Genomic DNA, 12,357 nt, shown 5'->3' with positions numbered 1-12,357 from the left:
TCATAGGTAGGAAATAATATTGGCTGCTGGATCATCAGGCACCATTTGGGCTGTCACCTCAACACCCTTTTCGATTAGGAAGTCTACTGCTTTTCTCTCTGATTCTGACAAACTAACAGATTTCTTAATTTGTAACGTATTCGGTCGATTCGAGAGATTTCCAATATTCACTTGTTTCACATTTAATCCTGCCTTCAATAGCTGAACTGCCACTTCAGGAGTTTTGATTACAACGAGAACACGCTGTCCTTGATAATTTCCATTTTTAATATTATTTACAGCCTTTTCAACATCTAAAATCGATGTATTTACACCGGAAGGAGCTGCCATTCTTAACACCGATTTCTCCAATTCATTCGCTGCCACTTTATCATCAATAACCATAATCCGATTAACTTTTAAACCTGTTGCCCATCGTGTAGCCACTTGACCATGAATTAAACGATCATCTACACGGATATGAACGATTCCTTCCATCCTGCACACTCCTTTTTAAGCGAAAATTTTTAAATTATAAGCAATAATACCAAAAGCAATTAACATAAAAATAACCTTTGTTGAATTCATCTTCTTACGACCTAAAACCCAGTAAGTTAGTAAGACAATTAATGCAGGAGCAAGCCCTGGCATTATTTGATCAGCAATGTCCTGTAAGTTTAATTTGACCTCACCTTGTGTAAATTGATAGCCAAAGGTTGCTTTCACAACACTTGGAATGAGCGCACCAACCACTGTTATTCCAAGAATATTGGCTGCACTTGTTACTTTTTTCAAGCGATTTCCTATTTCACTGATAAGTTTCGTGCCCTCTCTATGTCCAGCCTTTACAAACAAACGCATACATATTAGTCGAACTATTCCGAAAACTATCCACAATATTAATCCTGCTGGATTCCCCTTAAGAGCAAGATAAGAAGCAATTGAACCTATTATAGTGGTTGGAATCATAAAAAACAGGGTGTCTCCAATACCAGCAAGTGGTCCCATTAAGCCTGTTTTAATAGATGTTACTACTTCTTTGGCCTTAATTCCTTCTTCACTTTCAATAGCTGTATTTACCCCTAATATCATCGGAGCCATAGTATTATTGGTATTGAAGAACTGGAGCTGATTCAATGATGCTTCTTTCAATTCTTCTTTATTCTCTTGCTTCCCATAAACCGATTCCAATAATGGATAAATGCTATAATAATAACCTAAACCTTGCATCTTTTCATAATTCCAGCCGGCCTGCCCTAGGAAATACCATCTCCAAAAGACACTGTTTAATTCTTTTTGATTATTACTCATCACCCATTCCTCCTACTGGTGTAACTTGTTCTTCTTTCTCTGCTTTCGCAAAAAATTGTAAGTAAATAAGCGCAAGTGCTACCCCAACAATCGCTACTCCAAGTACCGGTACTTTTAGATAGGCTGCTAAGAAGAAACCAATTAACAGAAATGCAAAGTTTGGTTTAATCGGTAAATAACGTAATAAAATTGCTATACCTAATGCTGGTAAAATGCCACCCGAAACTGATAATCCTTTCATTAACCATGTAGGAATCCAATCCACAACATCTTGAACAAAATGAGATCCTAGTACAAGTGCTAAAAAAACAGGGATCATTCGCGAAAGAGAAGTTGGTACTATTCCCCAAATATTCATATACGTTGCCTTCTTTGTTTTCCCTTCCTTGACTAACTTTTCTGCACGATGTTGAAAAAAAGTATTCGTAAAACGGGCTAATACATCTAATTGAACCATTAACAAACCGATTGGTACTGCTAATGTTGCCCCAAACTCTGCACCTTCCCCACTCAATACTGCAAATGTTGTACCAAGAAGCGCACCTGTCATATAATCTGGAATCGATGCTCCGCCAAAATTTCCAACACCAAGAACAAGAAGGTTTAATGTACCACCAACAATTAGCCCGGTTTGGATATCACCTAAGATTAATCCTGCAAAAAATCCTGCCATCGTAGGTTTAACAAATCCAAACGTCGTGTTATTTCCATCATAAATTGCAAATGCAGCATAAAGGGTTAATAAAATTATTTGCCACCATTCAATACCAGCCATATACCATTCCCCTATTCATCTAAATTAGATACATTCATTTCCAACTGACAAAATTCAATTGCTCTTTTTCCTTTTTTCTCTAAAATGGTCAGATCATCCTCTTCGAAATAAAACGCTTCTAAAATTAATGGTAAATTAACACCTGAGATAATTCTCACCTTATCAGCAAGGTTTAATCTCAATGTTTCCTTTACAATTTGGTTATAGGGGGTGCCCCCCTTTAAATCAACAAAGGCTAAATATTCCTTTTGTTTATCTATGACCTCATTTTGCAGAAACTGCTGTACTTCATTCGTAAAAGTTTCTACACCCATTTCTGTTAATTCAATTGTTATGAGAGGGTTGAATTCTCCTACTATCATTTGTGCAGATCTTTTCAACCCTGATGCAACGCCTTGATGAGAAAGTATAACAATATTTTTCATTTTTTCAGCTCCCTATACTAAACGGAATCAATTCTTATATTAAAATAGTCCCAACGTTTGTAACTCTCGATATACTCCACCACTCTACCATTTGCAAGATACGTATGCCTTTTTGTAAAAACAACAGGAGCAGCTTCTTTAAGATCTATTTCTGCGCAAATTTCATGTGGAGCTGGAAAGATTATTTCGGTTGTTTCCGTAAATTCTGCCTGAAATAGATTGATGCCAAATTTATTTTTTATCATTTCATAAATTGATTTAAAGTTTTCCAGATTTTCGATCTCTTCATTCCCGATGAATTCGGGTAAAATAAAGGTATTTTGCAATATAAAAGCACACCCATCACTATACCGAATCCGTTTTACGGAATAAAAAAGCTTATCCTCTGCAATCCGTAATTCTTTTGCGATCCGTGGGTCTTTCATTAATTCCACTTCTATTACTTTTACATCCTCTTCATCATACTGAATATTTTCTTTTTCCGTAAATTTAACAATTTTCCCCCGTCTTGCCTTCGATACGAAAGTGCCTTTTCCCTGGTAACGTACCAAATACCCATCATTCACTAACTCTGTAATTGCTTTAATTACAGTGATACTGCTTACATTAAACTCTTTTTTAAGCTCCGACTCACTATAAAACTTATCACCAGGTTGAAATTCACCATTTGTCAATCTTTCCAGCAAACTATTTTTTATTTTTAGGTACTTAGGCATCCTAATCCCCCCGATCCAATTAAAATATGTATGACTTAACTTAATAGGTTAATATGTTAATATATTAAGTTAAGTAAATCTTATTATAATTATCTAATAATTGCAAGCGGAATCAAAAAAATAAATAAAATTTTTTTGGTAAAATATTTTCCTTCTCTTGTAGTGTCCCTCCATAACAAAAAACCAGCTGTCTCTGGCAGCTGGTTTTTTAAAGGTGTATTCAATTTTAATATGAAACAAGCTAAAATCTTATTTTTGTATAATGAAAGCTCTCTAGTAACGCAAGTATATCTGTGTTTTTTTGTATGTATCCGCGTAAGCGAAGCATTGTTTGTTTTACCCATTCATATTCTTCCTTTAATTCATCATAAGCATATGATGGTATACAAAAAACGTCTAAGCCTTATGGTATAACGATTTTAAAAGTTTTTTTAAACATTGGAGTCTTAATCATAACATATGAAAAATATCTTTATTCTATTCACCATTTGTATAGATTTAGCAGATTCTTCTAAATTGTCTTTAGCCTATTATAAAGAGATTTCAGTTCTTCTTCAATCTTAGTAAGTCTATTTTCTAAAGGGCGTATATTTCCATTTACATATTCCAATTTTTCTAGATTGTCTTGTACCTGTAAATATTCGTTCTTTAATTCCAAAATTTTATATTCAATGTCTGTTTTATTCATATTCTCGCACCTCCCTCCAGAAGAAGATATCGATATAACCTCTTTTTCGCTTAATTTTTGTTCGCACAAATCAATCCCAAACTCTGTTTAAGCACCAGCGATTTAGACATAATTTTATTCAAAGTAATCATAATCCTTTTATCATTTTCTTGTAAAGATAATAGATTGCTTCTTTTTTTCGTTTCCAGCTATATTTTAAAGTATTTTCTCTTTTATCGGATTGCTTTTATTCCTCTCCATATTTTCTATTAAGTCTTAAATAGTATCTAAATTGATTGATCATTCTTAGGTAATGTTTACCGTGCTTAAACAAATGCACCCAATTATTTAAGCACAACCTTTATAGTGAAGAAAACGATTGTATAAAAACCAAATTAAAAACCACAATAATTTAATGAAGAAAGGTGGTGTAATAATGAAATATGTTAAAGCTTTTGCGATAAAATTTCTTTCAACACTTGTTCTATTATCGTTAATTTTAATGATTCTATTTAATTTGCCATTTACAAATGTCTTCATGATTACGGTTGTATTAGGAGTTTTAGCATACATTATTGGCGATTTACTTATTCTTCCGCGCACCAATAATCTAGTTGCTACCATTTCGGATTTCGGATTAGCTTTCTTTGTTATATGGCTAATGAGTGAAAATTTCACATATAGAGGGAATACGGTTATGATGTCGTTAATTGCCTCTATAGGCGTTTTAATTTTCGAATACTTCTTTCATAAGTACCTTATTCAAAACTTTATACAGGAAGCGAAATCCAATCCACGACAGGAAAAACTGCAGTTTCAAACTGAAATGGCTGAAGAATTTCATCCAAACTCAAAAACAGATAATGATGAATCTTAGTATTACTTTTTTATCCCCAAAAAACATCCACTCTGATTTTTAAGTGGATGTTTTTTCTTTTTCAATACTTTATTCCAATCATATGGATAGTTCCCTACCTTTAGCATTACGTTCCCTTCAGCCTATTATAAATCTTTTAAGTTTATCTCTCCAAGTATATAATTCACCTGCAATTATTTTAGTATCTAATCCGCAGCTTAGCAAAATTCTCTAACTCTGGTTGTGTAAACTTGATATTCTGCCCTTGCCTAAAAAAATTACAAAAGCGGTATATTACTTTCTTTACAAGCAGTAATAATAGCATCATTCCAAACAGATACTTGAACTTCGCCAATATGTGCTTTCTTTAACAGAAACATCATTAATCTCGATTGGCCTATCCCGCCACCGATTGTATACGGAAGTCTTTTATTTAGTATGCCTTGGTGATATTCTAGATCTTTCCGATTTTCATTCTTTGAGCATTTTAATTGTTGCAAAAGTGTCTTCTCATCCACACGTATCCCCATAGAAGATATCTCGATAGACTTTTCTAACAGAGGATACCATAAAATAATATCTCCGTTTAGATTCCAGTCATCATAATCAGGCGAACGTCCATCATGCTTGATACCAGATAACAATTCCCCTCCAATCTTCATAATGAAAACTGCCCCAAACTCCTTGGCTATTTCATCTTCCCGCTGTTTTGGTGTTAGAGATGGATATATATCCTCAAGATCTTGTGTCGTAATAAAATGAATATTTTCTGGCAGTGTGGGTTCGATACGAGGATATAACGTATATAAGAAATCTTCCGAAGACTTTATAGCACTATAAATTTTTTGGACCTCTAATTTTAGAGTCGCTAACTGACGTTCATCGAAGCTGATAACTTTCTCCCAGTCCCATTGATCAACAAACATAGAGTGTAGATTGTCTAAAACCTCATCTCTCCTAATTGCATTCATATCAGTGTATAACCCTTCACCATAACTAAATCCATACTGTCCTAGGGCCATTCTCTTCCACTTGGCCAATGATTGAACTATTTCTATTTGTGAATGTTCCACATCCATTGCATTAAAAGTAACAATGCGCTCTACTCCATTTAAATTATCATTAATACCACTTCCTGCCTTTAATATAATCGGGGCGGAAATCTTTGTTAAATTTAACTCTTTAGAAAAGTGATTCTCAAAGTGATGTTTTAATTTATTTATAGCGATTTGGGTTTCGATAAAGTTCAAATTAGGTTGATATATACTTGGAACAATAAGTGATTCATTCATAGAAAAGTACCTCCATTTATATCTAGGGTTGTTCTTTATAATTGGGTTTTTATTCTGTTTACTATATGATGGAATCCTCCAGTTGATATCCGCTCCTGCCTAATTATTGATTCAGAGGATTAATTCCCCTTAACACTTGCCAGTTAAGACATAATTCGATACAGATTACTAAAGGAACTTGTATTAGAAAAGATCCGTTAACTATGCTAATTATTTCAACAAAAGAGACTGCTAAAAAAGCAATCTCTCCGAAAAATTGTTTACCTATAACTCCTTTATACCGAATGGTTTGCTCTGTTAACCAATTAGAATCCTCACTAGCTAGAAAGTCTTAGATTAATAGAATTAACCGGACTCCTTCTTTTCCTTCTTAACCTTAAATAAGGTATAATAAAGAAAACATCTAATCCCTTATGTATCAGCGTTTTAGACGTTTATTATTAGAAATTTTTGAAGCTTGAGTTTCAGTAATAAAATGATTCATATCATTTTACATTCTTTTAACGAGGCAACTATAACATCCTGGTTTAGCGTAATGAATGTGAATATATGCTACTTCTTCATTATCAAATACATCATCTATCATTTTCCTCACATTCACACCTTCTGTAACCCTAGCATCTACTAACATTGCGTCAATATTGTAACCGCGTAAAGAAAGAAGCCTATGATATATGATATCCGGAATTTCATTTACATCTAACATAGCGGTAGTTGCTTCTTTTCGTATAAATATGGGTCCATTTGCTTTATAAGGTGAATTAACAAAATGATATTGGTAATTCAATAATATAACTTCTTCTCCTATTTCTGCATCCTTCAAGCTTACCCTGCAAGGAAATCCAGGCTTCTTATCTGCTATCATTTTGACTGCTCCAATATTTATTAGTTCTTCTTCATCCATTAAGAATAGGTCATTAAACTCATTATCTTGTAACGCAATGAATTGAAAATTATTTCTCATATACTTATCTCCTTCAGTTTAAATTTATCTAGAGGGAATAATGCATTATATGGAATAACTACCATATAAACACTTCATTCTATATTCTTTTGGTGTTAAGCCTGTTCTCGTTTTAAAAATCTTGTAAAAATTAGACATACTTTGAAAGCCAGCTTCAAAGGCGACTTTCGTAATTTCTGTATCTGTACGAGTCAACAACCTAGTTGCTTCTTTTAATCTCAACTCAATTAAGTATTCAGAAATTGTCTTGCCATAATACTGTTTAAAAAGTCTAACTAGATGATTATTACTCACTCCAAGCATCGGTGCTATTTTCTTAGTTTCAAAAGATTTACTGTAGTTGTTAGAAATTAGTTCTTTTACTCTCTCTACCAAATCTTTATTTGGGTCGTAAATTGTTTCACTAAGATCTGGTCTACACATTTTACATGGTCTAAACCCATTCTTTAGTGCATCCTTTATGGAATCGAAGAAAATAATGTTCTTCTGCAAGGGTGTCTTGGCTTTACAGGATGGCCTACAGAAGATTCCTGTTGTAATGACTACATAGTAAAACATGCCATCATAATAATTATTACAGGTACTCACTGCTTTTCATTTTTCTTCCCAAATCATCCATTCATTACCTCCTATCTTTTACTTCCTTTATTTATTATATATCTGTTATAGCAGAAACTTCTTCCTGTTTTTAACCAACCTATTTTTATTTAGATAAGATCAATAATATCGGAACAAATGTATAAATCCACCATATTCTTTATTCTCTTCTTTTTAAAATTCCAACAATTTTGACTAACATATCTCATTTTTTAACGAATTGATTTTTTTTAATAACAAGCTGTTAATATTTTTTATCCTTCTCTTTTAGTCATGTTTACATATTAGGACTTATAGTGATACAGCCAAGATACGCATAAAAATAGGTCATAAAATCATTTATTCCACATTACAAGCGGTGAAAAAGTTCACGGTTTTCCAAACTAAAAGTTTATCCTTCTAGTAAACGGAAATAATAATGTTAAAAACTATTAAATGGAGGAGTTAAAGTGGCCGAAAACGCTAATTATAAGGAAAAATTACCACCTAACGCTGAATCTTATTGGACAAACACTATTCATTTACCAGAGTACCCCTGCCTTGAGGATGACATGCAAGTTGATGTAGCTATTGTAGGTGGCGGAATTACAGGCATTACTTCTGCCTATCTGTTGGTAAATGAAGGGCTGAAAGTTGCTATAATTGAAGCAGACAAATTACTGAACGGAACAACGGGACATACCACAGCTAAAATCACTGCCCAGCACGATTTAATTTATGAGGAACTAATCCGCTATGCTGGGAAAGACACGGCAAGATTATATTATGAGGCGAACACCGATGCTTTAGAATTCATTCAAGAAACGGTTAATAAGCATCAAATTGATTGTGATTTCACTCATCAAGATGCCTATGTGTATAGCACAACAGAAGAATATGCCCGTAAACTAGAAAAAGAAGCAGAAGCCTATGAAGAGCTTCATATTGAAGGAAAACTCGTAAACAAACTTCCTTTCGATTTAGAAATATATAATGCACTTGTTATGGAAGATCAAGCTCAATTCCATCCACTTAAATACTTGGCTCATCTTACCAAAATAATCACCGAAAAAGGAGGATACATCTTTGAAAATACAACGGCTGTAAATATCGATACTGGCGAACACCCCGCAGTCCTTACCCGTGGAGGAGCACGAATTACAGCGAAATATGTTCTTGCCTGTTCTCATTTCCCTTTTTATGAAGGTGCTGGACTTTATTCTACAAGAATGCATGCAGACCGTTCTTATATTATTGCTGCAAAAGCAAAAACAGACTATCCAGGTGGTATGTATATTAGTGCAGATGAGCCGAAAAGATCTCTACGCTATGCAATAATTAATGGAGAAGAAATGATTCTCATTTCTGGAGAAAGTCATAAAACAGGACAAGGTGGAGAAACATTGAAGCATTACGAGGCCTTAGAGACTTTTGGTCAAAAAGTATTCGGAATTGAGAATATTACCTACCGATGGTCAGCGCAAGATCTAACTACTCTGGATAAAATTCCATACATTGGCGAAATTACTTCCGGTCAAAAAAATATCTTAATCGCTACTGGATACCGGAAATGGGGAATGACAAACGGAACTGCAGCTGCGCTTTTATTCCGAGACACCATACTTGGTAAAAAGAGCAAGTACCAGAAATTGTATACTCCTTCCCGTTTCAATTTGAATCCAAGTCTAAAAAATTTCTTAACGCAAAATGCGAACGTTGTTAGTCACCTAATTAAAGGAAAGTTGGAAATTCCTCAGAACGATATTAATAACCTATCCCATGATGAGGGAGCTGTTATTGAAATTAATGGGCACAAAAAAGGAGCGTATAGAGATAAAGAGGGTAAGCTTCATATTGTCGATACAACTTGTACGCACATGGGGTGTGAGGTTGCATGGAATGATGGTGAACGATCTTGGGATTGCCCGTGTCATGGTTCTAGGTTCTCGTATACAGGGGAAGTGCTTGAAGGACCCGCTGAAAAGCCATTAAAAAAATATGATTATAAAATGACCGATAACCTTACCTCAGAAGACTCCGGTTATTAACAAAAACTAAGTAGGTGAAAACAAACGATCTTCAGTTGTTTTTACCTACTTTTTTTTATTTAGCTTCCTATTAATTTTATTCTCACTCAGAAGTAATCTTAGTTTTCTATCAAACTCGTATAATGAACACATCATTAAATTAACTAATATAGCTTTACTATATCAAAAAACAGCCTAGTTTATTGACCAAATCACCCATTAATTCAAGGGTGATTTTCCTTTATTATTGAATAAATACAAATGTCAGTTAGCCTGCTACCATCCGCAGACAAATCATCATTTCTTAAGGTTCCTTCTAATTTAAAACCTAGTTTTTCTGGAATTGAACGACTTTTAACATTTGTTGATTCACATCTTATTCCAATCCTGCTAAATTTGAGTTGTTGAAAGCCATGATTAATTAACGCTCTTACTGCTTCTGTCATATATCCATTGCCAGTATATGTTGTATTAATCCAGTATCCAATTTCACCTTTAGCAATCTTCCAATTAATTCCGTGAAGGCTAGCAGTTCCAATAAATTCTTTAGTTTCCTTATGAAAGATAAGATAACGAAAGCTTTCTCTTTTCAGAAAATCAATATGGGCATTTCTCAAGATAATTTCAATTTCATCCACAGTAGGAATTGTTTGGAATAAGCTTAACCATTGCTTTAACTCATGAAATGAATCCTTTATAGCATGAAATACGACATCCCCGTCACCAGCTTGATGTGGTGCTCGAAGAATAAGTCTATCTGTTTCGATTCGTAACGGAATATCTAATAAAATGGGATTTATATAAATTCCCCCTATAATACTTAAATTATGATTGTATTTATTATATTCTTTGTGTAACTAACTATTCCTGGTAGTACCAGAACAAAAAAGAAGCATAAAAGATATAGATTAAATAGCGTACACTTTTCAGGATTCCTTTCGGGCAGTTAATGAAAGTTCTAGTCTAGGATATCCGGCAACTTTATAACAGAGGTTATTAGAAACTGCAAAAGTTAAAAAAATTATATTTTTAAATTAGACTGACCTAGCCAAATGGGGCAGCCTATGTTTTTTCGTTATGATCCTCATAAATTGTTCTACATGTTCTGTTACTTCTTTGAAACCTCTCTAATTTTACATTCGAATGAAAAGACTCAATGACTGTGTTTTCCCAATAGTCCCTCGGCGTGACATACTAATGACTAAATTTTTTCTTTAATCCTATTTTTTGATATGTATAAGAAGCGTAGACGCTGCATTGATCAGAATGGATAATTATGCCTTCATGGTTTGCTCGTATTTCTAACGCTTCACCCAAGGGGCAATCACCAAAATTGATGATATAGCTTATAAGCTACGATTTATTTATTAAGCAAGTCAATAATCTTTGAAAACCACTTTTATTTCCTGCCTGTCCAATTACTATTTCTAGACAGAGAAAATTTAATCATTTTTCTTTTTGATAAAATCGGCGGGCTTTAGCTCGATTGCCACAATCAGCCATTGAACACCAGCGGCGGCTCCTGTTCCGACTCGTATCAAAAAATAACCATCCACAAGAATCTCCCTCACATTTTTTGACTCGTTCTAAATCGTTTTTAGAAACAAGTAAATCAACAGCAGATTGCAAAATTGGAGGCAGCATAGTGTCCAAGTTTTCCTCGTTATCCATGAACTTCAATGTGTAATGATCCTTTTCCTGGATTACACGCAAAGTTTGATAGAATTTACTTACAGATTCATTGAAACATTCAAGGTCAAGCGGTTGTGGCGATGTCCCCTTTGAAACGGACTTGAAGATTCGATACATGACTTCCCGCATTTCGATAGTCTGCTTTAGAACTTCTCCCGCTTCAGACGGTTTCTCCTCAGCCTTTAAAAGAAGTACTTTTGCTTGTTGCTCGGTCAAGACGTCAGCATGGATGCACCAGTCGACTATTTTAGCGTAACTCGTAAACCAATCCCGCCTTTTCTCATCACTTTCACGCCAACTGACGGTATTGATAAAATCCATACACAAACGTTCTCCGACCATCATATAAGAGTTCATTTCCGGCATATTCAAAGCTCCTTTACTATAACTATCATAATACAAATTGACAGTTAGAATCAACCCAGCTATAATTTAACCATCAAAAATATTTTTGATGGTTAAACACTAAATTCAGGAGGTACTGAGATGGACAATCCGATGTTGGTAGCTGTTAGAACATTGTTGAAGGAAACATATGATGGACCTGAAAAAAACGCAAGCTGGTACACAGAAGCGAAACCTGGTAGTGGTCTATTCGGAACACTTGAAAAGATATCGGCAGAAGATGCTTCATTGCCTGTCAACGGTACGACAATCGCCGCACAAACAGATCATACCCGCTATTACTTATGGGTTGCGAACTCTTACTTAAATGGGGAAGTACCCAGTAAGGACTGGGGAGCATCATGGAAAATCACAACCGTTGATAAAATCACATGGGCTCAATTTACTGACGAACTTCAACAAGAATACACTAAACTAATAAAAAAGATTGATTCTCTTCGCTCCTTAGATAAACAAACATCGAATGGTTTGTTGGGGGCGCTCGCTCACTCCGCCTACCATCTCGGATCAATACGACAGATGATAAAATCGATTAAAGTCCCAAACCAAACATAATTCAGAAAAAAGCCTGTCACTAAAGAGACATATGTATCCCTTAGTGACAGACTCTTCCAAAAAAGTAAAGGTATTTAATCTAGTATTAAATTCTCCTAATCTAGTCATCTTTAAAAT

At 34.4% G+C, this 12,357-nt stretch carries 15 protein-coding genes; 3 read left to right on the top strand and 12 right to left on the bottom strand.

Features of this window, described 5'->3' with window-relative positions; all coding sequences use genetic code 11:
- From C2I06_RS04320 to C2I06_RS24835, 7 genes are all read right to left on the bottom strand, one after another.
- The gene (locus C2I06_RS04320) at positions 1 to 477 is read right to left on the bottom strand and encodes a PTS sugar transporter subunit IIB (RefSeq protein WP_123257534.1); all 477 of its coding nucleotides are present in this window, start codon (positions 475 to 477) and stop codon (positions 1 to 3) included.
- A gap of 15 nt (positions 478 to 492) precedes the next feature.
- Entirely contained in the window at positions 493 to 1,290 is a 798-nt protein-coding gene (locus C2I06_RS04315) for a PTS system mannose/fructose/sorbose family transporter subunit IID (RefSeq protein WP_095328286.1), read from the bottom strand.
- Positions 1,283 to 2,065 carry a PTS mannose/fructose/sorbose/N-acetylgalactosamine transporter subunit IIC gene (locus tag C2I06_RS04310; protein ID WP_095328285.1) on the bottom strand — a complete coding sequence of 261 codons (783 nt, stop codon included), beginning with the start codon at positions 2,063 to 2,065 and terminating at the stop codon, positions 1,283 to 1,285. The genes C2I06_RS04315 and C2I06_RS04310 overlap by 8 nt, the downstream gene beginning before the upstream one ends.
- Positions 2,066 to 2,076: 11 nt before the next feature.
- A complete protein-coding gene (locus C2I06_RS04305; RefSeq protein ID WP_095328284.1) occupies positions 2,077 to 2,490 on the bottom strand; it encodes a PTS sugar transporter subunit IIA in 414 nt (137 codons plus the stop codon).
- A gap of 17 nt (positions 2,491 to 2,507) precedes the next feature.
- Complete coding sequence (locus C2I06_RS04300) at positions 2,508 to 3,206, bottom strand: GntR family transcriptional regulator (RefSeq protein WP_095328283.1); 699 nt, start codon at positions 3,204 to 3,206, stop codon at positions 2,508 to 2,510.
- Between the two features lie 89 nt (positions 3,207 to 3,295).
- Positions 3,296 to 3,550 carry a hypothetical protein gene (locus C2I06_RS04295; RefSeq protein ID WP_123257533.1) on the bottom strand — a complete coding sequence of 85 codons (255 nt, stop codon included), beginning with the start codon at positions 3,548 to 3,550 and terminating at the stop codon, positions 3,296 to 3,298.
- A 167-nt stretch (positions 3,551 to 3,717) separates the two neighbouring features.
- On the bottom strand, positions 3,718 to 3,894 hold the full coding sequence (locus tag C2I06_RS24835) for an SE1832 family protein (RefSeq protein WP_164463616.1): 177 nt from the start codon (positions 3,892 to 3,894) through the stop codon (positions 3,718 to 3,720).
- Between the two features lie 415 nt (positions 3,895 to 4,309).
- Between C2I06_RS24835 and C2I06_RS04290 the strand changes: the two genes are divergently transcribed.
- Entirely contained in the window at positions 4,310 to 4,750 is a 441-nt protein-coding gene (locus C2I06_RS04290) for a YndM family protein (protein WP_164463615.1), read from the top strand.
- A 257-nt stretch (positions 4,751 to 5,007) separates the two neighbouring features.
- On the opposite strand, the gene asnA is transcribed toward C2I06_RS04290, so the two are convergent.
- The 3 genes from asnA to C2I06_RS04275 all read right to left on the bottom strand — a co-directional run bounded on the left by asnA (position 5,008) and on the right by C2I06_RS04275 (position 7,573).
- Positions 5,008 to 5,994, bottom strand: a complete 987-nt coding sequence (gene asnA, locus C2I06_RS04285; RefSeq protein ID WP_412973417.1) for an aspartate--ammonia ligase — start codon at positions 5,992 to 5,994, stop codon at positions 5,008 to 5,010.
- A gap of 517 nt (positions 5,995 to 6,511) precedes the next feature.
- The gene (locus C2I06_RS04280; protein ID WP_123257531.1) at positions 6,512 to 6,985 is read right to left on the bottom strand and encodes a DUF1203 domain-containing protein; all 474 of its coding nucleotides are present in this window, start codon (positions 6,983 to 6,985) and stop codon (positions 6,512 to 6,514) included.
- Between the two features lie 45 nt (positions 6,986 to 7,030).
- Entirely contained in the window at positions 7,031 to 7,573 is a 543-nt protein-coding gene (locus tag C2I06_RS04275; RefSeq protein WP_123257530.1) for a bifunctional transcriptional activator/DNA repair enzyme AdaA, read from the bottom strand.
- 458 nt (positions 7,574 to 8,031) lie between these two features.
- On the opposite strand from C2I06_RS04275, the gene C2I06_RS04270 reads away from it, so the two are divergent.
- Positions 8,032 to 9,609, top strand: coding sequence for an FAD-dependent oxidoreductase (locus tag C2I06_RS04270; protein ID WP_095329309.1), 1,578 nt, complete (start codon positions 8,032 to 8,034; stop codon positions 9,607 to 9,609).
- 203 nt (positions 9,610 to 9,812) lie between these two features.
- Here C2I06_RS04270 and C2I06_RS04265 read toward each other — a convergent pair whose 3' ends face one another.
- Positions 9,813 to 10,388, bottom strand: a complete 576-nt coding sequence (locus C2I06_RS04265) for a GNAT family N-acetyltransferase (protein WP_095329308.1) — start codon at positions 10,386 to 10,388, stop codon at positions 9,813 to 9,815.
- A 646-nt stretch (positions 10,389 to 11,034) separates the two neighbouring features.
- Positions 11,035 to 11,646: a CGNR zinc finger domain-containing protein gene (locus tag C2I06_RS04260; protein WP_095329307.1), complete on the bottom strand. Its 612-nt coding sequence runs from the start codon at positions 11,644 to 11,646 to the stop codon at positions 11,035 to 11,037.
- Positions 11,647 to 11,766: 120 nt separating this feature from the next.
- On the opposite strand from C2I06_RS04260, the gene C2I06_RS04255 reads away from it, so the two are divergent.
- Positions 11,767 to 12,240 (top strand): hypothetical protein, encoded by a 474-nt coding sequence (locus C2I06_RS04255; RefSeq protein ID WP_095329306.1) that lies wholly within the window; start codon positions 11,767 to 11,769, stop codon positions 12,238 to 12,240.
- Positions 12,241 to 12,357: the final 117 nt, after the last annotated feature.

The sequence above is a fragment of the Niallia circulans genome (genome assembly GCF_003726095.1).
GTDB lineage: Bacteria > Bacillota > Bacilli > Bacillales > Cytobacillaceae > Niallia > Niallia circulans_A.
This window is presented reverse-complemented; position numbering and strand designations above follow the sequence as displayed.